Annotated in this window: 13 protein-coding genes; 3 read left to right on the plus strand and 10 right to left on the minus strand. The window is 73.7% G+C overall.

What is annotated here, in order from left to right:
- Positions 1-247 precede the first annotated feature (247 nt).
- The gene (locus ACIGAQ_RS18550) at positions 248-1,384 is read right to left on the minus strand and encodes a hypothetical protein (RefSeq protein WP_399784017.1); all 1,137 of its coding nucleotides are present in this window, start codon (positions 1,382-1,384) and stop codon (positions 248-250) included.
- 213 nt (positions 1,385-1,597) lie between these two features.
- Between ACIGAQ_RS18550 and ACIGAQ_RS18555 the strand changes: the two genes are divergently transcribed.
- Positions 1,598-2,578 carry an LAETG motif-containing sortase-dependent surface protein gene (locus ACIGAQ_RS18555; RefSeq protein ID WP_362277125.1) on the plus strand — a complete coding sequence of 327 codons (981 nt, stop codon included), beginning with the start codon at positions 1,598-1,600 and terminating at the stop codon, positions 2,576-2,578.
- A gap of 95 nt (positions 2,579-2,673) precedes the next feature.
- Here ACIGAQ_RS18555 and ACIGAQ_RS18560 read toward each other — a convergent pair whose 3' ends face one another.
- From ACIGAQ_RS18560 to ACIGAQ_RS18595, 8 genes are all read right to left on the minus strand, one after another.
- Positions 2,674-4,458 carry a GMC family oxidoreductase gene (locus ACIGAQ_RS18560; protein ID WP_362277123.1) on the minus strand — a complete coding sequence of 595 codons (1,785 nt, stop codon included), beginning with the start codon at positions 4,456-4,458 and terminating at the stop codon, positions 2,674-2,676.
- 53 nt (positions 4,459-4,511) lie between these two features.
- Entirely contained in the window at positions 4,512-6,146 is a 1,635-nt protein-coding gene (locus ACIGAQ_RS18565) for a succinic semialdehyde dehydrogenase (protein ID WP_399784020.1), read from the minus strand.
- Positions 6,147-6,281: 135 nt separating this feature from the next.
- Positions 6,282-8,192 (minus strand): protein kinase, encoded by a 1,911-nt coding sequence (locus ACIGAQ_RS18570; RefSeq protein ID WP_399784023.1) that lies wholly within the window; start codon positions 8,190-8,192, stop codon positions 6,282-6,284.
- A 58-nt stretch (positions 8,193-8,250) separates the two neighbouring features.
- A complete protein-coding gene (locus tag ACIGAQ_RS18575) occupies positions 8,251-9,894 on the minus strand; it encodes a serine/threonine-protein kinase (protein ID WP_399784026.1) in 1,644 nt (547 codons plus the stop codon).
- A gap of 93 nt (positions 9,895-9,987) precedes the next feature.
- Positions 9,988-11,199 carry a protein kinase gene (locus ACIGAQ_RS18580; RefSeq protein ID WP_399784029.1) on the minus strand — a complete coding sequence of 404 codons (1,212 nt, stop codon included), beginning with the start codon at positions 11,197-11,199 and terminating at the stop codon, positions 9,988-9,990.
- A gap of 92 nt (positions 11,200-11,291) precedes the next feature.
- Positions 11,292-13,337 carry a protein kinase gene (locus tag ACIGAQ_RS18585; protein WP_399784032.1) on the minus strand — a complete coding sequence of 682 codons (2,046 nt, stop codon included), beginning with the start codon at positions 13,335-13,337 and terminating at the stop codon, positions 11,292-11,294.
- A gap of 220 nt (positions 13,338-13,557) precedes the next feature.
- Positions 13,558-16,098, minus strand: coding sequence for a protein kinase (locus tag ACIGAQ_RS18590; protein WP_399784035.1), 2,541 nt, complete (start codon positions 16,096-16,098; stop codon positions 13,558-13,560).
- Between the two features lie 154 nt (positions 16,099-16,252).
- Complete coding sequence (locus tag ACIGAQ_RS18595) at positions 16,253-18,265, minus strand: serine/threonine-protein kinase (RefSeq protein ID WP_399784038.1); 2,013 nt, start codon at positions 18,263-18,265, stop codon at positions 16,253-16,255.
- Positions 18,266-18,553: 288 nt separating this feature from the next.
- Here ACIGAQ_RS18595 and ACIGAQ_RS18600 point away from each other — a divergent pair, with 288 nt between their 5' ends.
- The gene (locus ACIGAQ_RS18600) at positions 18,554-19,597 is read left to right on the plus strand and encodes a serine hydrolase domain-containing protein (RefSeq protein WP_399784636.1); all 1,044 of its coding nucleotides are present in this window, start codon (positions 18,554-18,556) and stop codon (positions 19,595-19,597) included.
- 86 nt (positions 19,598-19,683) lie between these two features.
- Here the strand turns inward: ACIGAQ_RS18600 and ACIGAQ_RS18605 are convergent, their stop codons facing one another.
- Positions 19,684-21,390, minus strand: a complete 1,707-nt coding sequence (locus tag ACIGAQ_RS18605) for a glycerol-3-phosphate dehydrogenase/oxidase (protein WP_311680273.1) — start codon at positions 21,388-21,390, stop codon at positions 19,684-19,686.
- 271 nt (positions 21,391-21,661) lie between these two features.
- Between ACIGAQ_RS18605 and ACIGAQ_RS18610 the strand changes: the two genes are divergently transcribed.
- Positions 21,662-22,870: a nucleotide sugar dehydrogenase gene (locus ACIGAQ_RS18610; protein WP_399784041.1), complete on the plus strand. Its 1,209-nt coding sequence runs from the start codon at positions 21,662-21,664 to the stop codon at positions 22,868-22,870.
- Positions 22,871-23,058: the final 188 nt, after the last annotated feature.

A 23,058-nucleotide genomic window follows, 5' to 3' on the forward strand; every position in this document is an offset into this window, starting at 1 on the left:
TGCACAAGGCTGGGTCAAACGGTTGCGGGCGCCGCGTCCATCCAGCACGATGCGTACACAGCCCCAAGTCCCCTCGAAGGCATCCGTATTGCCCCATTGCCAGAGGTACGGACCAGCGGCGCAACCCCCCGGCGCCGCTTCCCAGGCACCGGCGCTGCCCTGACGTCGGTGCTGACGAGAAGGAGGGCCCCGCGGCTCCACCCCGCGGGGCCCTTCGCCTCTGTCCCGGCGGCCGTCCGGCGCCCGGTCAGGTGCGTGTCACCGTCCCGCAGGGGCCGCCGTCGTCGATCCCGCGGCTGCGGTCGTAGGGGTCGATCGTCGGCCCGGTGGGCTCGCGGTCCCGGTCGTCGCTCGACGGGAACCGCGGGTGCAGATAGCCGTCGTGGACGTCGCAGGCGGAGTTGCCGATCTCCTCGTCGTACTTCTTGACGCTGAGCCGGCCCGGGGTGACCCGGTAGCGGGTGGGGTCGGGGAGCTCGACGTCGATGACCCGCCGCACGATGGTGCGGGCGACCTCGGGGCGCCCGTCGGCGCGGGTGACCGGGTAGACGAAGGTGTAGTCGGCGTGCACCACGACCCCCGCGTGCGAGCCCTGCTCGAACGTCATGCGGCCGCGCGTCTTGACCACGTCGCCGACCGGCCGTGTCTCGTCGGGGTCGAACCGGCTGAACATCGTCAGGGGGTCGTTGCGCTCGCTCGGGGAGCGCAGGGCGGTGTTCAGGTCGTCGAGCAGCTTCGGCTGCCGCGGGTCCAGTACCGCGAGCGCGGCCTCGGGGCGGGCGCCGCGCAGCGTCCTCGGGTCGAGGTTGGCGCCCACCAGCAGCCGCTTCGTCAGCTCCAGCGCCTGGGCGACGCGGTCCTTGGAGGCCGGGCCGACGGCCTTCGCCTCGGGCGGGACGATTCCGGCCGCGCCGTCGGCCCAGCGCAGGGCCGGGGAGCCGGCGAAGGGTTCGTCCAGGGTGGGGGTCCGCGGCGTCGACCCGCCGGGCGGCGCTGTCGGTTCCGCCGTCTCGGCGGGCAGCGGGGAGGCGGCGGCGTCCCCCGGCCCGTCCGGGCCGAAGGGGTCGCCGGGCAGCAGCGAGGGCTTCAGAGCGACCAGTGCCACGGCGGCGGCGACCGGCACCCCGAGCACGGCCCACAGCTTCCGGCGCCGCCCCGCCCGCCGGTTCGTCGCCAGCGGGTCGGGGCCGGTGCGCCAGCCGGGAGGCAGCTCGCCCCGTTCCTCCTGCCGGCGCAGGCGCTCGGTCACCATGCGCGCCCGCGCGGAGGGCTCCTTCGGGGCCGAGGCACGGATGTCCCGCTCGGTGTCACGGGTGAACTGTTCCCAGACGTCGTCGGGGAGTTCCGAGGCCGACGGTTGATCGTCGGACGGCTTTTCAGACACGAGCCATAGATCTAAGCGGGTGGTGAGCGCCTTCACAAGAAGATCGTGGCTGTGACGCAGCCCACATAAGAATTCTGTGAACGTCGGCGCAACCATTCACAGGTTTCACGGATCAAACCTGCGAACCAAGGGCCACTCCCGCGCCCCACACGCGGAGGCCTCCCCCAACGTTCGTACCGCAGCCCGCGGTACGCCGGACTTTCCGAGGTCTTCATGAAGCTTCGCCGCGCCATGGCAGCAGCGGCCGCCACGGCGGTCATAGCCCCGGTGGCACTGCTCGCGGCACCGGCCGCGTACGCGACCGACGAAACCACGCCCACGCCGAGCGCGTCGGTGAGCGAATCCGCTCCCGAGACGTCCCCCTCGCCGTCGGAGACCGAGACGACGCCCGAGACGTCGCCGTCGCCGAGCGTGTCGGTGAGCGAGTCCGCTCCCGAGACGTCGAGCTCGCCGAGCGCGTCCGCCACCGAGTCCTCCCCGTCGCCCTCGACGTCGGAGCCCGAGGAGTCGGAGTCCCCGGACCCCGAGCCCTCGATCTGCGAGGACACCAAGGTCGACGTCAGCATCTCCGGCCTGCCCGGCAAGATCGCCGCGGGCAGCGGCTGGCACAAGTTCTCGCTGAACGTGCTGAACAACTCCGACTCGACGCTGAACGACCTCGACTTCTTCGCCGGGGCCTCCCCCGACAAGAACGGCGAGGAGCTGTTCTCCAGCAAGCAGGTCCAGCTCCAGGCCTGGGACCCCCAGGACAAGATCTGGGTCGACCTCAACGAGGGCGGCTACGCGGTCGGTTACGTCGGTTACACCGACGAGCTGAAGCCCGAGTACGAGGTCAACATCCCGCTGCGCCTCAACGTCAGCAAGTCCGCCCCGGTCGGCGCCGGCTTCTCGCTCGGCGCGACGATCTACGGCGACAACGACGCCGAGTGCACCGGCTTCGGTGACGTGTCGTACAAGTTCCAGATCGTCTCCGCCGGCACGGACACCGACGGCACCAAGCCGCAGGAAGGCGGCAAGGCGCCCGTCACCGACGAGAAGCCCAGCGGCAACACGCCGGAGGTCACCGGCAGCCTCGCCGAGACCGGCTCCAGCTCCGCTCTGCCGATGATCAGCCTCGTCGGCGGTGCCGCGGTCGTCGCCGGTGCCGGCGCGATCTTCGTGGTCCGTCGCCGCAAGGCCGGCGCGGAGGCGTAAGCCACAGCGGCCCCCGGGCCGTCGCACCAAAGCCGGAAGAGGGACCTGCGCTCGGAGGGGGGCGCAGGTCCCTCTTCTGCTGCCGGAAGGGCCGGCTACTTCTTCGGCGGGACGGCCGGCATCCCCAGGAACGGCAGCCGCAGCGCCCCGAAGGCCTCCGCCGGGACCGCCGGGGACTTCGGCTCGACCGGCTGGAGACGCTCGTAGGCGCTGCCCTGGCGCGGGCGCGGGTCGGGCTCGCCCTTGTTGGGCCAGAACGACATGGCCCGTTCGGCCTGGGCGGTGATCGTCAGGGACGGGTTCACGCCCAGGTTGGCGGAGACCGCGGCGCCGTCGACGACGGAGATGCCGGGGTGGCCGTACAGGCGGTGGTACGGGTCGATCACGCCGGTCTCGCGGGAGTCGCCGATGGGGCAGCCGCCCAGGAAGTGGGCGGTGAGCGGGGTGCCCATCAGCTCGCCGACGTTGGAGCCGGCGAAGCCGTTGATCTCGGCGGCGAGGGCCGAGGCGCCCTCGGTGGCGGCCTTGATCTGCTTGGGGTTGGGGGCACCGTGCCCCTGGCGTGCGGTGAGCAGGCCACGGCCGACACCCGACGGTTTCAGATAGGTCGTCAGGGAGTTGTCCAGTGACTGCATCACCAGGCCGATGATGGTCCGCTCCGACCAGCGGCGGTTGGACAGGGAGCGCAGCACGAGCACGGGGTGGCGGGCCGCGTTCGCGAGGAAGCCCAGGACCCGGGACGTGCCCGAGTTCCGTCCGGAGTACGGGACCTGGAGGATCGACAGGCTGCCCATCGAGTTGGAGCCCTTGCCGTAACGGACCGGCTCGATGTGGGTGTTCGCGTCGGGGTGGATCGAGGACGTGATGGCCACGCCGCGCGTGAAGTCCGCCCTGGGCGCGCCGTGGGCCTTGCGGTAGCGCCGGTCGTCGGTCTGGGCGCCGACCAGGGCCTCGGAGTTGGTGCGGGTCAGCTCGCCCAGCCGGTCCGAGAGGTGCGGCAGCTGTCCTCCGGCCTTCATGCGGTGCAGGAGGGTCTGCGTGCCGTAGGTGCCGGCCGCGAGGACGACCCGGCGGGCGGTGTAGGTGCGGCCCTTCGCCCTGCGGCGGTCGGTGGGCAGGGTGGCGACCGCGTAGCCGCCGCGCGAGTCGTCGGTGACCGAGACGACCGTGGTCAGGGGGTGGACGACCGCGCCCGCCTTCTCGGCCAGGTGCAGGTAGTTCTCGTTGAGGGTGTTCTTCGCGCCGTGGCGGCAGCCGGTCATGCACTCGCCGCACTCCGCGCAGGCCTTGCGGGACGGGCCCGCCCCGCCGAAGTAGGGGTCGGGCACCTCCTGGCCCGGCTTGGCCTCCACCGAGCCGTCGGCGTCCCGGCCGTCGCCGAAGAAGACGCCGACCGGGGCGAGGTGGAAGGTGTCACCGCAGCCCATCCGCTCCGCCGCGGCCTTCAGGTGCACGTCGGAGGGGGTCATGGTCGGGTTGGTGCGGACGCCCAGCATGCGGCGGGCCTGGTCGTAGTACGGCGCGAGTTCGTCCTGCCAGTCGGTGATGTGACGCCACTGGGGGTCCTCGAAGAACGGCTTCGGCGGGACGTAGAGGGTGTTGGCGTAGTTGAGGGATCCGCCGCCGACGCCCGCCCCGGCCAGGACCATCACGTTGCCCAGCAGGTGGATGCGCTGGATGCCGTACATGCCGAGCTTGGGGGCCCAGAGGTAGTTCTTCAGGTCCCAGGAGTTCTTGGGGAGGGTCTCGCGGGTGAAGCGGCGGCCGGCCTCCAGGACGCCCACGCGGTAACCCTTCTCGGTGAGGCGCAGGGCGGTCACGGAGCCGCCGAAGCCGGAGCCGACCACGATGACGTCGTAGTCGTATGCGTCCTGAGGCACGTGTTCTCCTCGTTGAGTGTCGCGTGCGGGCCGTCGGTGGTGGTGCGGGGGCGTCAGCGGAAGCGCAGCGCCTTCATCAGGCGCAGACTCCGGCTCATGAAGCGGGCGTACTGCTCGTCGTCCATGCCCAGGGACGGGGCCATCGGCAGGACCCGCTGGTGAGCGACGGTCTGGGCCTCCGTGTACTTGAGGATGCCCTCGGAGCCGTGGCGGCGGCCGAGGCCCGAGTCCTTCATGCCGCCCATCGGGGACTGGACGCTGCCGTAGGCGGGTGCGTAGCCCTCGTTGATGTTGACTGTGCCGGTGCGCAGACGGGCCGCGACCTCCCGGCCCCGGCGGCCGTTCCTCGTCCAGACCGAGGAGTTGAGGCCGTACGCCGTGGCGTTGGCGCGTTCGATCGCCTCGTCCTCGCTGGTGAAGCGGTAGACGGAGACGACCGGGCCGAACGTCTCCTCCGCGCAGACCGACATGTCGGTGCCGACCCCGTCGAGAATCGTCGGCTCGAAGAAGTAGGGGCCGATGTCCGGGCGGGCCACACCGCCGGCGACGACCTTCGCGCCCTTGGCGACGGCCTCCTCCACGTGCCGCGTGACGGTCTCCAGCTGGCGCTCGCCGACCAGGGAGCCCATGTCGGCGCCGTACGCCAGGGACGTGCCCAGGCGCATCGCCCTGGTCCGGGCGGCGAAGCGCTCCAGGAACGCGTCCGCGACCGACTCGTGGACGAAGAGGCGCTCGATGGAGATGCAGAGCTGGCCGGCCGAGGAGAAGCAGGCGCGGACGGCACCGGCCGCCGCCTTCTCGAGGTCGGCGTCCTCCAGGACCAGCATGGCGTTCTTGCCGCCGAGTTCGAGGGAGACGCCGACCAGCCGGGCGGCGGCGCCCTGGGCGACCTCGCGGCCGGTGCGGGTGGAACCGGTGAAGGAGACGTAGTCGGCGTGGCGGACGACCTCCGGGCCGACGACCGGGCCCTCGCCGAGGACGACCTGGAAGACGTCGGCGGGCAGGCCGGCCTCGATGAGCAGGTCACGGGCCCACAGCGCGGTCAGGCAGGTCTCCGTGTCCGGCTTCATGACGACCGCGTTGCCCGCGGCGAAGGCCGGGAGCGCGTCGCCGACGGAGAGTTCGAGGGGGTAGTTCCAGGGGGCGATCTGGCCGACGACACCGCGTGCGTGGCGCAGTTCGGTGACCTTCGTCAGGGTCGGCACGGCGCCGGTGTGCCGCTTGGGGCGGAGGTAGGCCGGTGCCTTGCGGCCGTAGTGCCGGGCGGCGACGGCGACCGCCTGGACCTCCTCGTGGGCGTGCAGACGGGCCTTGCCGGTCTCCAGCTGGATCAGGTCCAGTACCTCGGCCTGGCGCTCCAGCAGCAGGTCGTGGAAGCGGAGCAGGACGGCGGCGCGCTGCCGCACGGGCGTCCGCTCCCACACGGACTGGGCGGCCCGGGCCAGTTCGAAGGCCTCGGCCACGTCCTCGGGCGTCGCCTCGGGGAGGTCGGCCAGCTTCTCACCGGTGAACGGCGTGTGGTTGGCCGTCCGGCCGGAGCCGACCACGCCCTTGGTGAGCTGGGCGATCAGCTCGGGGGTCACCACGTCGGCGGCGGTGCGGGCGCCCTCCGGGGCGGGGGCGAGGGGGTTCGTACCGGTCGGTGTGCCGGTCTCTGCCGTCTTCTCCACGGCCTGCGCGTCCGTCATGAGGCGCAGGGTATGCCGCGGCGGAGGCTTTGGGTACCCGTCGGTAATACGGCTTCACCGACTGCACACACGGCGCCAGTGACCACTGGCAACGAACGCCCTGATCAGGGCGTTGTGCGGTGGCGCGGAGACGGTTCAGCCTTTTACGATCCCGAGCCGGTCCCGGGCGCCCCGGAACAGGGCGGTGCCCTCCCGCTCCTCGGACGTGCCCGCGGCCATGTCGACGCGCAGTTCGTACATGCGGCCGTCGCCGGTGCGGACCAGCACCCGCAGGGCACGCCGGTGCTGCTCGCCCCGGCGGTACGTGGTGTCGGCGAGGGCGGAGGCATGGCCCTGGACGGTGGTGCGGGCGTAGTGCGCCTCTCCCCCGGCCTCGGCCGTCTTCCTGGCCTGCCGCATCGGGGCGGCCGGGGCCCGGTCCCAGAACCGGAGACTGACCTGGAGCGTGCCGCCCCGGTCGTCGCCGTAGAGCACCGTGCGGGGCCCGTCGGTGCCGTCGCCGGCACGGTCGCCGGTCCCGTCGCCGGTGCGGTCGAGGGGGCGGAAGTGAGGCGGCAGGTGGAGGACGGCCGCCAGGTCCGGCTCGGGGTGCGGGGTCCAGGCGGCCGTGGTGTCCGCAGTGGCCGTGGTGTCCGCGGAGGGCTTGGTGTCCCGTGGGGGCTCGGTGTCCGCGGAGGGCTCGGTGTCCGGTGGGGGCTCGGTGTCCACGGAAGGCTCGGCGTCCGCAGTGCGTTTGGTGTCGGTGGTGTCCGCGGCGTGTTCGGTGGTCTCGACGGTGCCGGTGTCGGCGCTGCTGGTGTCGGCGAACTGGGTGGCCGCCCCCACGCCTCCGGCGAGCAGCGCGCCGAGCAGCGCCAAGGGGCCGGGGCGGAGGAGGGTGTGGCGTCGGGGGCGGGCGGGGGTGGGTGCCGTGGGTGCAGCGGGGGGCGTCGCTTCGAGGGGGGCCGTTTCGAGCGGCGTCGTTTCAGGGGGCGTCGCGAGGGGTGTCGTTCCAGGGGCGGCGAGCGGAGTCGCCTCCGTTGCCGCCGCCGGTATGAGCTCCTGCGGCGCCGCCGTCCGCCCCTTCCGCCGCACGGGCGTTTCCGACCGAGGGAACGGTTCCGCGTGCCCGGTCGCCCCTTGGACGGAGGTCTCCTCCACGGCCGGTCCCGCCGCCGCCAGTTCCTTGGCGACCTCCTCGGCGTCCGGCCGCAGTTCCGGTTCCGGGACCAGCAGGCGGCCGATCAGCGCTGCGAGCGGTCCGGTCCGCCGCGGCTCGGGCGGCCCGGCGGCGAGGAGCGCGGCGGGCGTGTCCCCGGGGGCGACGACCCGTGGGGGCGGGGGCGAGCCCTCCACGGCCGTGTACAGCAGTACGCCCAGGGACCACAGGTCGGACGCGGGCCCGGCGATGCGGCCCGACCTCCGCTCGGGGGCGACGAACGCGGACGGGTCCGCGTCCTCCCCACCGGCCGGGGCCGACTCCTCGCCCTGCGTGGAGGTGAGGCCGAAGTCGGTCAGGACGACCCGGCCGTCCTTGGCGATCAGTACGTTGGACGGCTTCACGTCCCGGTGCACGATGCCCACGGCGTGCGCGGCACGCAGGGCGCCGAGGAGGGCGAGGCCGATGCGGGCGGCTTCACGCGGCTCGACCGGCCCGCGCCGCAGCGTCTCGTCCAGGGTTTCGCCGGGCACCCACTCCATGACGATCCACGGGAGTCCGTCCAGCATCTCGGTCGCGTCGAGCTCGTCCGGGCCCTGCGGGCCGAGGCGTTCGTCCGGCTGCTCCGCCTCGACCACGACGTCCAGGATGGTGACGGCGGCGGGATGGCCGACCCGGGCGGCGGCACGCGCCTCACGGTGGAGCCGGTGCGCCGCCCGCCGGTGTCCCTCGTCCTCCGGCGAACCGGGCAACCGCGGTTGCCTGACGGCGACTTCGCACTGTCCGAGCTCGTCGTGGGCGCGCCAGACGATGCCGGAGCCGCCGGAGCCGATGCGCTCCACCAGCCGGTACCGCCCGCCGACCAGCCGGCCCTGGGCGGCGTCCGTCCCGCCCCCGTCGTTGCTCATGCCCCATCAGTACCCTGCGGAGCGCGGGTATGTCGACGCGGGGCGGGCGGCGGCCGGTTCAGGTCCCCTCGATGTCCAGATTCTCGATCGCCGTGCGCGCCACCTCACGCCCACGGTCGGTGAAGTCGCCCTCCCCGGGGTAGCCGACGGTGAGCTCGTACATGTCGCCGCCGGGGTTCTGGAAGTAGAAGATGCGCAGTTCGCGCGGGCGGGACTGCCGGCTGTCGTCGGTCTCGTACCTGACGGTGTTCTCCGCCGCCTTCTTGCCCCGGTAGGTGGTCACCTTGGGGTTGGTCTCCGGGTTCTCCGGCATGTCCAGCTCGTAGCTGCCGCTCTCCTCGAACCCGGTGTCGTCGTCGTACATCTCGGCGGCCGCGGACCCGGCGATGGCCCGGCCGGTGTCCTCCGCCTTCTTGTCGAGGGACAGGGCGATCCAGATGCTGCCGCTGTGGTCGGTGTAAATGACCCGGTGTCCCCGGTTCGCCTCCGGGTCCGGCACGGTCCGCTCGTAGTGGGCCGGGACCGCCAGCGCGGCGGCGAGCTCCTTCTCCTGACGGACCTGCCAGCCGTCGGGCAGCGGCCCCGCGAACGGGTCGGCGAGCACCAGATACGCCGTCACCGCCGCCGCCACGACCGCCGCGCCGAGGCCGAGCCAGGCCCCGCGGCCGAACCGGACGCGTCTGCTTCCGCCGCCCTCGCCCCGCACGACCTGGGTGGGCCGGGCGGCGGGCGGGTGCGCGGCCGACTCCAGCAGGGCCCGCACCCGCGCGGCGTCCGGGCGGCGCGCCGGGTCCTTGTGCAGCAGCCCGTTGATGGCCTCGGCGAGCGGCCCCTGGGCGGAGGCGGGCGGTGCGGGCGTGGCGTTGAGGACGGACTGCAGGGTGGCCGGGGTGTTGCTGCGGCGGAACGGCGAGACGCCCTCGGTGGCCGCGTACAGCACCACGCCGAGGGACCACAGGTCGCTGGCGGGGCCCGGCCGCTGGCCCAGCACGCGCTCGGGCGCGATGTACTCGGGCGAGCCGACGAAGCCGCCGGTGTCGGTCAGACTGGTCTCGCCCTCGATCCGGGCGATGCCGAAGTCGGTGAGGACGACCCGGTCGTACCGGCCGAGCAGCACGTTGTCCGGCTTCACGTCACGGTGCAGGATGCCCGCCGCGTGCGCGGCCTCCAGCGCGCCGAGCACCTCCAGGCCGATCCGGGCGGCCTCGCGGGCGGACAGGGTGCCCTCCTGGAGGGCGTCGCCGAGCGAACGGCCCCGCACCAGCTCCATCACGATCCACGGCTGCCCGTCCACGACGGCCACGTCGTGGACGTCGACGACCGCCGGGTGATCGAGCCGGGCCGCGGCCCGGGCCTCACGGCGCATCCGCTCGAAGGCATTGGCCCGTTCGCGTTCGGGAAGATGGTCGGGGACGCGGGGCTCCTTGACGGCGACCTCCCGGTCCACCGTCTCGTCCTGCGCCCGCCACACGGTGCCCATGCCGCCATGACCGAGCTTGCCGATGAGCCGATACCGCCCGGCGATGAGACGCCCGGCGCCGGGATCCCCGTCCGTCGCCGCCGCGGCGGCCGTCCGGGGTGGCACGACCTGGGTGGGCGTCGCGTACGGGTTCCCCGGTACCGGCGCCTGCGGCCGGGGTGGTTGCAAGGCGAAACTCGTCGGCTCGTCGGCCCCGGATCGGGCTCCCCCGTCGCTGCTCATGGGTTCATCCATATCGCGCCAGGCACCCACGTATCCACCGAGGGCGCGAGCCGGTCACAGACCCGTGACTTCCAGCCGTGACGTATGCCCGCTTCAGGGCGTTTCGGGGTTCTCCGGCCGGCTCGCGGTGAGGGTGGGGGCGGGCGCCGAGGCGTGCGGGGAGGAGGGGCGGGCCGTGGGCGTGGCCGGGGCGGAAGGGGCCGGGCGCGTGGGCGGGGTGACGCCGTCGCCGTTGCTCTCGTCCCGCAGCAGGGCCGCGGCGGAGACCCCCGCGCCCGCCACGGCGGCGACCAGCAGCGCGGCCACGAGCACCCGCCGGGTGGGCTGCCGCATGAAGGGTTCCTCCCGCTCCTCCCCCCGGCCCGGGCCCGTCGGCGGCACGGACGCCGCCGCGCCTGTGGTGTCCTGCGGCTGCCCGTGCGGCACGTCCCGCACCACCGGGGTGTACCCGGGCGGTGGCGCCGACGGCGTCCGGCCCGTCGCGCGGAAGGCCCGCAGCATCCGCTCCGCCCGGTCCGCGTCCAGCCGACGGTCCGGGTCCCGTTCCAGCAGCCCCTGGACGACGGGCAGGAGCGGTCCGGCCTGCGGGGGCGGCTGGATGTCACCGACGACGACCGCGTGCAGGACGCCGCCCAACGAGTCGCGGTGGAACGGCGATTCCCCGCTGAGGGCTGTGCACAGCAGCGCGCCCAGCGACCACAGGTCGGACTCGGGCCCGGTCCTGAGCCCGGACATCCGCTCGGGCGCGGTGTACTCGGGCGAGCCGACGAAGGAGCCGTTCTCGGTGAGCGTGGGGGCGCCCTGGACCTGGGCGATGCCGAAGTCGGTGAGGACGACCCGGTCGGTGCCCTCCTCCAGCAGCACGTTCTCGGGCTTCAGGTCGCGGTGCAGGACCCCGGCCGCGTGCGCGGCCCGCAGGGCGCCGAGCAGATCGATGCCGATGCGCGCGGCCTCGGCGGCGTCGACCGGGCCCCGGCCCGCGATGCGGTCGGCGAGCGAGCCCCCCTCGATCAACTCCATGACGATGTAGGGCCGTTCGCCGTCCTCGACGACGTCGTGGACGACGATGATGTGCGGGTGGCTCAACTGGGCCACGGCCCGGGCCTCGCGCAGCGTACGGTCCCGCTGGCGGCGCGCCTCGGCCGCCGAGAGCGTCTCGTCGTAGGGGAGTTCCTTGACCGCCACGCCCCGGCCGAGCAACTGGTCCGTCGCCCGCCAGACCACGCCCATGCCTCCGCGCCCGAGCCTCTCCCCGAGCCGGTAACGGCCCGCGATGACACGCATGTTGTGCCCCTCGGTCCCCATGCGGCCATCATGCCCCACCGGACGGAACCGCTCCGGGGCGGCGAAACGCGGGTGGCCGAAACAGACGTCCCCGGGTCAGCGGCCGGACCGTCTCAGGAGGTCTTCTCCTGCCACCCCTGCAACAGCGCGGTGAACTGCTTGCGTGCCTCGGCCCAGTCCGCGGCGGGGGCCGACATGTAGAGCGCGTACTCGGTGCCGTCGCGGGCGACGTACGTCTCCTCGATGGCCCGGCGCGGACCGGGGAACGGGGTGTCCTTCGCCCGCGCGGTCCAGGTGTACTCCCACAGCGCGCCGTTCCGGTCGCGGTAGACGTTGCGCTCCAGCGTGAGCCGGCGGTAGTCGGCCAGTCCCTTCAGCTGCTGCTCCAGGTCGAGCTGGTGGGCGTACGGGTCGGAGAAGTCCGGGGAGGTGTCGACGGCGATCCTCACGAACTGCCGTCCGCCGTCCGGCGTGTAGTCGATCTGCCGGAGCTCGCCCTGCGGGCCGAAGGGCTTGCGCTTCCAGCCCTTGGGCAGGTAGAGGCTGAAACCCGCGGGGTCGTCCCGGCGGGTCCAGCCCTCCGGGACCGAACTGCCCGGCTGGGCCGAGGGGCCCACGGAGCCGGACGCGGTCCCCGGCGTGCGGCGGGAGTCGTCCCACTGCTGCAGCACCACGGCGGTGCCGCCGCCGATGATCGCCGCGAGTGCGACGACGAGGGCGAGGGTACGCAGCCGACGCCGCCGCCCCGCCCCGGACGACCGACCCGCACCCGCCGACTGCCCCCCGCCGGGCTGGTGTCGTGCACCGGGTTGGTGTCCGGCACCGTACGTCTGTGCCGCTCCGTAGGGCTGGGGCCCGCCGTATGCGTGTCCCCGGCCCTGATGCTGCGTCCCGCTGTGCGGCTGTCCGGCACCGGGTTGCCGGTGCGGTCCGTACGGGTGCGGGCCCGTCGGCGCGCCCGGGCGGCCGCCGGCGGTGGCGCCGCTCGGGGACGTGCCGGCCGGTGAGGCGCCGGACGTCGGCGTTCCGGTCGCCGGAGTGCCGGCCTGCGGCGGCAACGGCGTCCGCGTGTGCGCGCCGGAGCCGCCCCGACCGGAGCCGTGCCCCTGAGCGCCCTGTCCACCGGTGCCGTGCCCACCGGTGCCGTTGCCGTTCGGGCCGGTGCCGCTCCAGCCGGTGTCGTGCCCACCGGAGCCGTGCGGAGCCGTGCCGTTCGGGCCGGTGCCGGTGCCGGTGCCGGTGCCGGTGGGGCTCGTACCGGCCGTGGCCGTGCCGCTTCGGCCCTCCCCGTACGGCTGTGTCCCCCCGTACTGCGTCGGCACGTACGCCTGCGCCCCGTTCGGCCGGCGCCCCTCCGCCGCCTCGGCGAGCATCTGCTCCGCCTCGGACGGGTCGGGCCGGGTGGCGGGGTCCTTGCGCAGGAGCGCGGTGATGACGGGCGCGAGCGGACCGGCGTACCGCGCCTCGTCGGCCTCCTCCTCGACCACGGCCTGCATGGTGGTCAGCGGCGTGGTGCGGCGGAACGGCGAGCGCCCCTCGACGGCCGTGTAGAGCGTCGCGCCGAGCGCCCACAGGTCGGAGGACGGGCCCGGGTCGTGGCCGCGGACCCGCTCGGGCGCGAGGTAGTCGACCGAGCCGACGACCTCCCCGGTCCGGGTGATGGTCGTGTCGCCCTCGATCTGGGCGATGCCGAAGTCGGTGAGCAGCACCCGTCCGTCGCGGCCGAGCAGGACGTTGCCCGGTTTGATGTCGCGGTGCAGGACCCCGGCGGTGTGCGCGGCGCGCAGGGCCCGCAGCACCCACAGTCCGATCCGCGCCGCCTCGCGCGGCTCGACGCGCCCCTCCTCCTTGACCGCGTCGGCCAGGGAGCGGCCCTCGACCAGTTCCATCACGATCCACGGACGTCCGTCGTGCTCCAGCACGTCGTGCACGGTGACGACCGCGGAGTGGTTGATCCGCGCGGCGGCCCTGGCCTCGGCCCGGGTGCGGGCGAGCAGGATCGCCTGCTCGCTCTCGGAGACGTAGAGGGCGGCCGTCAGCTCCTTGATGGCCACAGAACGGTGCAGCACCTCGTCATGCGCACGCCACACCCGGCCCATCCCGCCGCTGCCGATGGCGTCGGCCAGCCGGTAACGGCCCGCGACGAGCTGGCCCTGCATCTGATTCACGTTGCCCCGCAATGGTCTTGACAGGGTCAGCGTAAGGACCCGCCCCTCCCCAGGGAACAAGCGGGGTGCCACGGTGACCGCACTGTGACGGTTGTCGCCTGCAGGGACGGGAGGTGACCGGAGGGGAGTTCAGGGCGCAGGGGCACATGCGCGCATGCCCGCCGGCCCCTCCGTCACGCGACAGCCGGTCACCCCGTCTCGGCGCAGCCGGTCACTCCGTCACGCGGTAGGTGGCCGCCGCCTGCTCGTACAGCCGTGTCACCTCGTCCCGCTCGGACTCCGGTCCGCGCACCTGGAGCACGTGGTAGTGCCCGTCGACGAGCATCGCGAGGTTGCGCACGTACAGCTCACCCCCGTCGTCGCCGGTCCAGGTGAACTGCCCCTCGGCCATGGTCCGTCCGCCGACCTCGATCGTCTTCAGCCCGGTGGAGGTGGCCCAGCTGGAGTCCCGGTAGGGCTGCAACTCGCGCTCCCGCTCCCGCTGGTAGGCCATCGGATCGGTGCCGTACTCCGACGCCTTGTCGCGGCCCGGTACCACGATGAGCTCGAAGTCGCCCTGCGCGTACACCACCTGGTCGTTGCCGCCCGGGGACCGGTCCCAGCCCTTGGCGACGGCGACCTGGAAACCGGCCGGGTCCTTGCGCAGCGCGAAACCGTCGGCGACGCCGGGTCCGGTGGTCTGCGTCTCGGAGGAACCGGCCGACGTGGACGGGCTCGTCTCCGGCGCGGGTGAGGTCTGGTCGGGCTTCGGCTCGCTGCTGGCGTCCGGCTCGGGCGCCCGGCCGGCCTCACCGGCGGCACCGGTGCGGTCCGTGCCCTCCGCGCCGCCGGTGTCCGACTTGGGCATGAAGAGCATGGCGTAGGCGATCGCCGCGGCCATCACGAGCAGCACCAGCACGAGCAGGGTGCGCCCGAGGCGGTGCGGTGAACGGGACTCCTTGGCCCGCTTGTGCCGCCCGTGATGCGCGGGCAGCCCGGCCCGCCGCCTGCGCACGAGCTCGCCCCGGCGGCGTACGACGGGCAGCCGGCCGGCATCGGCCGGGGGCGCCGCGACCACGTGCAGTCCGGCCTCCGGCTCGGGCGCCGAGCGCACCAGCGAGCGCAGCCAGCCGCGCAGTTCCTCGAAGTCGAGGCGCTCGGTGGGGTCCTGCCGCAGCAGCGACTCCACGACCGGCCGCAGCGGCCCGCACTCCTCGGCGTACGCGGGCGGTTCCGCGCACACCATCTGCACCAACTCGGCCGTCGACTCCTCCGGGTAGGGCGCATGGCCCTGCACGGCACGGAAGAGCAGCGCGCCCAGCGCCCACAGGTCGGTTGAGGGGCCGATGGGCGCGGCCAGCTGCCAGTTCTCGTGCACGGGTCCGGCCTGCTCCGGCGCCCAGCGTTCGGTGACCGGCCCGACGACCGCCATGCGCGCCTGCCGCGCCCGCTCGGCGGCCAGGGCCGTGGCCGGACCGCGCCGGGGCGCCGGGGTATGGGCGACCAGGTCGTCCCAGCGGGTTGGCTCGGAGGAGTCCGGGGCCGGGGGGAGGGCCGCCTGCTCCCGGCCCTGCGGCGAGAGGGCGCCGGCGGTTCCGCCGTCGGTGCCGCCGCGGGGCGTGGCGCCGTGCCAGGCGGTGGTGCGGGGCTTGCCGGCCACGCCGTAGGGGTCGGCTATCCGCCCCGGCGGGGAGGCGTCGGGCGCCGTGCCCTGCCCGGGGACGTAGGGGGAGCGGGCCGCGCCGTTGCCGTGGGGCCCCGGTCCGCTGTCCGGGGCGGACCGGGCGCCGGGCAGCGCCCGGGTGTTCTGCTGCGCCTCCTGGACCCGTGCGGCCGCCCGGGCACCCGCCCGGTAGGCGGCGATGGCCCCGGCGCGCGCGGCCCGCGGGTCGGTGTCGCCCGGACCCCGCCGCGCCGGCACGGCCGGGCCGCCGCCCGTCGGGTCCGCCCCGGCCGCCGGCAGTCCCCTGGCCTCCCGCGCCTCTATGGCGGCACGCCGCGCGGCCTCGGGATCGCCCGGGCCGCCGATGCCGACCGGCCCACCGGAACCGCCCCGGCCTCCGGCGCCTCCGAGGCCACCGGGACCGCTCACGCCGTTGGCCGGTCCGGTCCCGGGGCCCACGGCCTCCGGTCCCGGCGAGGACTCCTCGAACGGCGGGGGCGGCACCGGGTCGTAGCCGCACAGCGCTTCCTCCGCCGCGCCCACCGCGAGGCCGGTCAGCATCACCCGGCCGTCGTCGCAGACGAGCACCGTCCGCGCGGTGATGTTCCGGTGCACCCAGCCGTGGGCGTGCAGCACCCGCAGCGCCATGAGCACGTCGGAGGCCACCTCGGCCGCCCGGTAGGGCGTCAGGGGCTTCTCGGCGAGCAGCGCCGCCAGCGGACGCGCGGCCACCAGCTCACTGACGATCCACAGCGAACCGCCCTCGGCGAACACGTCGAAGACCTGGTCGAGCCGCGGATGGTCGGGGATCGCCGCCGCCGCCTGCGCGGCCTCGACCGCACGCCGCACCACCGGATCCGTGGGCCGCCGCACACCCGGACGCGCCCCGGGCCGTCGCACCCCTCCGTCACGTGCCGTGAAACCGTCGGGCAGCCCCTCCGCGTCGAGGACCTCCGCCTCGACGACCTCCGGCAACGGCACCTGCCGGACCAGGACTTCCTGCCCGCTGTAGGTGTCGAAGGCCCGGGTCTCGGTGAGTTCGTACTCGTCGGACGGCGGCAGCGGCAGGCGGTAGCGGTCGGCGAGAACCCGTCCCGCATAGTCGTCCACGTTGCCTCCCCCGTCGGCCCGGTCGGTCACATCCGTTCGCCCCACGGTCCGTTCCGGCTGCGCACGGTCCGCAAACATTTACGATACGTGCCGCAGGCAACCCGCAATGTGGGGATGACCAGATCTGCCTCCCCAAACCCGGGGTCGCTCATGCTCAGGACTTGGGTTCGAAGGTCTTCGTCAGCGTCCGCCAGGTCTCCTTGCGCAGCTCGCCGTCCCAGTCGGCCGCCTTGGCCGTGTACATCAGCGCGTAGCCCTGCCGGTCGTCGACGACGAAGCCGCGGTCGATCGTCCGGTACTTGGTGCCGCCGTCGGTGTAGGTGAACTCCCAGTCGGCGGTGTTCCAGCCCCGGTAGTCCACCTTCTCTATTCGGATCTTCTGGTACTGCGCGCGCTGCATGTAGCGCTCCTGGCTCTTCCAGTCCGCCACCGGGTCGCCCTTGGGCGTGGACGTCCAGGCGATCAGCAGCTTCTGCCCGTCGGGGCCGGTGAACCGGTCCCCGGCCGCCCCCGTGGACTGGTACTTCCAGCCCTTCGGCAGACCGATCGCGTACCCCTGGCCGCCCTGGTGCGTCGACTCGGCCGCCGTGCCGTCCCCGCCGGAGGAGCCGGCCCCGTCCGAGGCGCCGGACCCGCTGTCGGGTGTGTTGTTCGACGCCGGACCGGAGGGCTCGGGGCTCTTCGCACCGTCCGTGCGCGTGCCGTCGCTGTCGTCGCCCTTGGTGTCGGCGGTGCTCGGCGCGGTGGCGACGGTCTTGCCGCCGTCCTCACCCGCGCCCTGCGCGCCCTTGTCGTCCCCGCTGAGCACGATGGCGAGCACCGTGCCGATCACGGCGAGCACCACGACCACCGCGATGATCAGCAGCGTCCGCCGCGGGACCACGTCGGTGAGCGGCGCCCGGGGCGCGGGCCTGGCGGGCAGGTCCGGCGGCGGCATGACGGGCCATCCCGAACTCCTGCCACCGGAGCCGGTCTTCGTCTGCTTCTCACCGGCCGCGGGCTCGGCGGCCGACGCCTGGGCCGGCACCGGGCTCGACGACGCCCCGGCGGCCACGCCCGCGCTGCCGGACCGCTCCGCCCGGCCGTCCGGGCCGGAAGCGGCCTCGGCGGTCCCGGACGTGGCCGCGGCGGCGGCAGCCGAGCCCGTCGCCGCCTTGCGCACCGAGCGCAGGGCCCCGCGCAGCCGCTCCCCGGCCTCCTCGCCCCGCTTGCCTCCCGAACTCCCCTTGCCCGACGACCTGTCCGGCTGCGCCGGCAGCGGCACGACCTTCGTCGCGTCCAGCGGCTCCGCCGCGGCCTTGGCGGGCGCGTGGATGATCGCGTTCAGCATCGCGCGGGCGCCCGCGTCGTCGAGCCGCTGGGCGGGGTCCTTGGTGAGCAGCCCGTGGATGACGTCGGTCAGCGGGCCGGCGTTCTTGGGCTCCTCCAGCGGCTCGGTCATCACGGCCGTGAGCGTCGCTATGGCCGACCCCTTGTCGTACGGGGGCGCGCCTTCCACCGCCGCGTACAGCAGCCCGCCGAGCGACCACAGGTCGGCCGCGGGGCCCGGCTTGTGCCCGCGCGCCCGCTCCGGGGAGATGTAGGAGGGCGCGCCGACGAGCATGCCGGTCGAGGTGATGGACGGGTCGCCCTCGACCTGGGCGATGCCGAAGTCGGTGAGCACGACCCGGCCGTCCTCGGCGATCAGCACGTTGGACGGCTTCACGTCGCGGTGCAGGATGCCCTCGCGGTGCGCGGACCGCAGGACGTCCAGGACGGCGAGCCCGACCTCCGCGGCACGCTTCGGTTCGAGGAGGCCGTCCTCCCGGATGACCTCGGCGAGCGACTTGCCCTCGACGAGCTCCATGACGATCCAGGGCCGGTCGTCCTCCTGGACCACGTCGTACACCGTCACGGCGCTGTTGTTGCGGATCCGCGCGATCGCCTTGGCCTCGCGCAGCGTCCTTGTGATCAGCCGCCGCTTCTCGTCCTCGTCGATGTTCGACGGGAACCGCAGCTCCTTGACGGCGACCGTCCGTCCCAGGGTCTCGTCCTGGGCCCGCCAGACGGTGCCCATGCCACCGCGGCCCAGTACTTTGCCCAGTCGGTAACGCCCCGCGAGGAGACGCTCCTTGTTGTCCTGACGAGTGTCCTGACGAGATGTGCCCGCCCGCTCCGCCTCCGACATGCGTCCCCTCATACAACCCGCCCTGACAGAGCCTCCATTGTCTCTCACCCGACAAGTGCCCAGTGCCCAGGGTGCCCCCGGCCAACCGTCCACGGGTCCACCCCGTCGCAACCCGCCTGCGCCGCGCCCGGCACCGCCCTGCATGATGGGCCCTCGGCACCCGCCGCCCCAGGCCACCTCGGCCCCGACGCCCGACACCTCACCCCCCTCTTCTCTGCACTCCTTCACCTCGATACCGCTACACCCCGACGCCCCGACGCCCCGACGCCCCGACCGGGAGGTGCCCGCATTCCGTCGCTCCGGACGCTGCTGGTCCTGCCCCTGGCCGTGGCCCTGCTGGGGATGCCGCCCGCGGACTCCTCGGCCCTGTCCGTGCCGCCCACGGACGCCGTGCTGCCGTTGCTGGTGACCCGGGGCCGGGCGCCCGCCGCCGCCCTGCTGGCCCGGGAGGGGACCACCATTCGCTATGCCCAGGCCGGACCGGGGATCGCCCGGTCGGACCATTTCCGCGCCGGCAGCATCACGAAGACGTTCATCGCCACCGTGGTGCTGCAACTGGCCGCCGAGCACCGGCTGTCGCTGTCCGACACCGTGGAGCGGCACCTGCCCGGTCTGGTGCGGGGCGCGGGCAACGACGGCCGCGCGCTGACCCTGCGCTCCCTGCTCACCCACACCAGCGGTCTGTACGACTTCACGGCGGCCACCGACGGAACCACGCCCGTGACACCCGATCAGGCCGTGCGCATAGCTCTCACCCACCCCCCGGCCGAACGCGGCCGCTTCTCCTACTCGAACACCAACTACGTCCTGCTCGGCATGGTCATCGAGCAGGTCACCGGCGACTCGTACGCCGCCGAGACCGAGCGCCGCATCATCACCCCGCTGCGCCTGACGGGCACCTCCTTCCCCGGATCCCGCTCCTCGCTGCCCTCCCCGCACGGCCGCGCCTACGCCGCCGACGGAACCGACGTCACCGATCTCGACCCGCGGGCGGCCGGAGCCGCGGGCGAGATGGTGACCACGCTGGCCGACCTGGACCGCTTCTACACGGCCCTGCTCGGCGGGCGGCTGCTGCCCCCGCGCCGGCTGCGCGAGATGCTCGACACCCGTGCCGCACACGGCGCGTACGGCATGGGGCTGTTCCCCGAGAAGCTCCCGTGCGGCACGACGGTGTGGGGGCACAACGGGCACATATCCGGCAGCTACGTGCGCAGCGCGGCCACCGTCGACGGCCGGCGTGTCCTCACCTTCCGCGTGAACACGGACGCGATAGCCGATCCCGGTCTCGAACCCGCGGTGCTCGCGGCCGAGTTCTGCCCCCGCACCTGGTGAAACGACCGGGCTCCGAACGAAGATCCCACTCTCCGGCACTCGTTCGGGTGATGTGCGGCGGGCGGACGCACACCGGGACGGGCCGCCTACAAGGGCACGATGTCCGGCGCCCCGAGCCGCGCCGCGTCCGCCGTCAGGTCGTCCGGCTGCCGCTGCGACTCCCGCTCGGCCTCCACCCGCTTCTCGTAGTGCTGCACCTCGCGCTCGATCTGGTCCTTGTCCCAGCCGAGGACCGGCGCCATGAGCTCGGCGGCGTCCCGCGCGCTGCGCGTGCCCCGGTCGAAGGTCTCGATCGAGATGCGCGTCCGCCGCGTCAGCACGTCGTCCAGATGCCGCGCCCCCTCGTGCGAGGCCGCGTAGACGATCTCGGCGCGCAGGTAGTCGTCGGCCGCCGGCAGTGGCTCCCCGAGCGACGGGTCCTCGGCGATGAGTTCGAGGAGCTCCTCCGTCATCGCCCCGTAGCGGTTCAGCAGGTGCTCGACGCGCACCACGTGCAGGCCGGTCCGGGCGGCGATCCGCGCCCGCGCGTTCCACAGGGCCCGGTAGCCCTCGGCGCCCAGCAGCGGCACCTCCTCGGTGACGCACTCGGCGACCCGCATGTCGAGGCCGTGCACCGCCGCGTCCACCGCGTCCTTGGCCATGACCCGGTACGTCGTGTACTTGCCGCCCGCCACGACGACCAGCCCGGGCACCGGATGCGCCACGGTGTGCTCGCGGGAGAGCTTGCTGGTGGCGTCCGACTCGCCCGCCAGCAGTGGCCGCAGGCCCGCGTAGACGCCCTGGACGTCGTCCCTGGTGAGGGGGACCGCGAGGACCGAGTTCACATGCTCCAGCAGGTAGTCGATGTCCGCGCTGGAGGCGGCGGGGTGGGCCTTGTCGAGGTCCCAGTCGGTGTCCGTGGTGCCGACGATCCAGTGCCGGCCCCAGGGGATGACGAAGAGCACGGACTTCTCGGTGCGCAGGATGAGCCCGGTCGTGGAGTGGATCCGGTCGCGCGGCACGACCAGGTGGATGCCCTTGGACGCCCGGACGTGGAACTGGCCGCGCTCACCGACCATGGCCTGCGTGTCGTCCGTCCACACGCCGGTGGCGTTGACGACCTGCTTGGCGCGGATCTCGTACTCCCCGCCGCCCTCGACGTCCTGCACCTTCGCGCCGACGACCCGCTCGCCCTCGCGCAGGAAGCCCGTCACCCGCGCGCGGTTGGCGGCCTTCGCGCCGTAGGCGACCGCCGTGCGCACCAGTGTCGCGACGTAGCGGGCGTCGTCCATCTGGGCGTCGTAGTACTGCAACGCCCCCACCAGTGCGTCCTTCTTCAAGCAGGGCGCCACCCGTAGGGCGTGACCGCGCGTCAGGTGCCGGTGCATGGGCAGGCCCCGGCCGTGTCCGCGCGCCATGGACATGGCGTCGTACATGGCGACGCCCGATCCGGCGTACAGCCGCTCCCAGCCCTTGTGCTGCAGCGGGTACAGGAACGGCACGGGCTTCACCAGATGCGGGGCGAGCCGCTCCAGCAGCAGGCCGCGCTCCTTGAGGGCCTCCCTGACCAGGGCGAAGTCGAGCATCTCCAGATAGCGCAGGCCGCCGTGGATCAGCTTGCTGGACCGGCTGGAGGTGCCGGACGCCCAGTCCCGCGCCTCGACCAGGCCCGTGGACAGACCTCTGGTGACCGCGTCGAGAGCGGTGCCCGCGCCGACCACGCCTGCGCCCACGACCAGCACGTCCAGCTCGCGCTCGGCCATCGATGCGAGTGACTCGGCGCGCTGCGCCGGTCCGAGTGTCGCTGTCCTCACCGCTGCCTCCCGCTCATCGGTCGCGCCGACCGCACCCGTCGGGCGCAGCCCCGTCCGTATCCCCCTGCCCAAATTCTGACCGGGTTGCCCCACTTCAGCCACCACGGACCCTCAGCCTGTGGACAACGGTCACGGAACACTCACCGAAACTCGGCCAGCCAATGCCGCATATCGGTCATATTTACTCCTAGTCTGACATTGCGCTCGCCCGTCCTGTCCACAGGGCTTGCGCACCTGTCCCACTTCGGTTATCGGGAAGGACGGCCACGCCATGCCCGCAGATCTCGCCGTCATCGGACTCGGCCCGTACGGCCTGCCCCTGGCCCAGGCCGCCGTCGCCGCCGGCATCCCCACCCTGGGCTACCGGACCGGCCCCGAGGCCGGCTCGCTCAGCCCCGCCGAGCTGCGCCGGATGCTCTCGGGGGGCTTCCGGCCGGCCACCGACCCGGCCGAGCTGGGCCGGGTCCGCACGGCGGTGCTCTGCCCGCCGACCCCGCCGGGCGCGGACGGCACGCTCGACCTCGGCCAGCTGGAAACGGCCGCCCGCACCCTGGCCGCCCACCTGCGCCCGCACACCACGGTGATCCTTGAGTCACCGGTGCACCCGGGGACGACGGAGGACTTCCTGCGCCCGCTGCTCGAAGAGGGCTCCGGCCTGCGCGCGGGCCGCGACTTCCACCTGGCGTACTCGCCCAGCCGCGTCGACCCGGGCAACCGCGACGTCACGCCCGCCACCACCCCGAAGGTCATCGGCGGCCTCACCCCGGCCTGCACCGAGTCGGCCGCCGCGTTCTACGGCAGGCTGACGGACAAGGTGGTACGCGCGCGTGGGCTCCGCGAGGCGGAGACCGTGCAGCTGCTGGAGACGAACTACCGGCACGTGAACATCGCCCTCGTCAACGAGATGGCGGTCCTCTGCCACGACCTCGGCGTCGACCTGTGGGACGTCGTCCGCTGCGCGGAGACCAAGCCGTTCGGCTTCCAGGCCTTCCGCCCGGGCCCGGGCGTCGGCGGCCACTCGGTCCCCCAGGACCTGACCGGCCGGGCCGGCCGCGGGCTGCGCATGGTGGAGCTGGCCCAGCAGGTCAACAGCCGGATGCCCGGCTACGTCGTCCAGCGCGCCGCCACGCTCCTCAACGAGCACGGCAAGTCGGCCCGGGGCGCGCGCGTGCTCCTCCTCGGCGTCACCTACAAGCCCGACCTCGCCGACCTCCAGGCCACCCCGGCCCAGGAGATCGCTCAGCGCCTGATGGAACTGGGCGCCTCGGTCAGCTACCACGACCCTCACGTCCCCGCCTGGAGCGTCCTGGACCGCCCCGTCCCCCGCGCGGACTCCCTCTACGAGGCAGCGGCCGACGCGGACCTGACGATCCTGCTCCAGCAGCACCGCACGTACGACCTGCAGGGCCTGTCGGTGAAGGCGCAGCTCCTGCTGGACACGCGGGGCGCGGCCCCGACGGGGGCGGCGCACCGGTTGTGAAGGGGGGCGCGTGAGGTGCGGGAGCCCGGCGACTGCTGGCACGCGGCACCCGGCCCGGGTACCTTACGAAAACAGACGGAGCCCGCCGCAGAGGCCACTGCGGCAGGCTCCTGGATGGATCACGGAGTGTCCGCCCCTAGGTTCTTTGGGGGCGGCCGCTCACCATCCGAAAAGGGTGGAGCCCACCG

The sequence above is a fragment of the Streptomyces sp. NPDC085932 genome, assembly GCF_044540525.1.
Taxonomy (GTDB): domain Bacteria; phylum Actinomycetota; class Actinomycetes; order Streptomycetales; family Streptomycetaceae; genus Streptomyces; species Streptomyces levis.

What these genes read in the sequence shown, in the direction of transcription:
- ACIGAQ_RS18595 (WP_399784038.1), bottom strand. Translation starts at nt 18,265, where the DNA reads ATGTCGGAGGCGGAGCGGGCGGGCACATCTCGTCAGGACACTCGTCAG.
- ACIGAQ_RS18565 (WP_399784020.1), bottom strand. Translation starts at nt 6,146, where the DNA reads ATGACGGACGCGCAGGCCGTGGAGAAGACGGCAGAGACCGGCACACCG.
- ACIGAQ_RS18580 (WP_399784029.1), bottom strand. Translation starts at nt 11,199, where the DNA reads ATGGGGACCGAGGGGCACAACATGCGTGTCATCGCGGGCCGTTACCGG.
- ACIGAQ_RS18575 (WP_399784026.1), bottom strand. Translation starts at nt 9,894, where the DNA reads ATGAGCAGCGACGGGGGAGCCCGATCCGGGGCCGACGAGCCGACGAGT.
- ACIGAQ_RS18585 (WP_399784032.1), bottom strand. Translation starts at nt 13,337, where the DNA reads ATGCAGGGCCAGCTCGTCGCGGGCCGTTACCGGCTGGCCGACGCCATC.
- ACIGAQ_RS18555 (WP_362277125.1), top strand. Translation starts at nt 1,598, where the DNA reads ATGAAGCTTCGCCGCGCCATGGCAGCAGCGGCCGCCACGGCGGTCATA.
- ACIGAQ_RS18570 (WP_399784023.1), bottom strand. Translation starts at nt 8,192, where the DNA reads ATGAGCAACGACGGGGGCGGGACGGACGCCGCCCAGGGCCGGCTGGTC.
- ACIGAQ_RS18610 (WP_399784041.1), top strand. Translation starts at nt 21,662, where the DNA reads ATGCCCGCAGATCTCGCCGTCATCGGACTCGGCCCGTACGGCCTGCCC.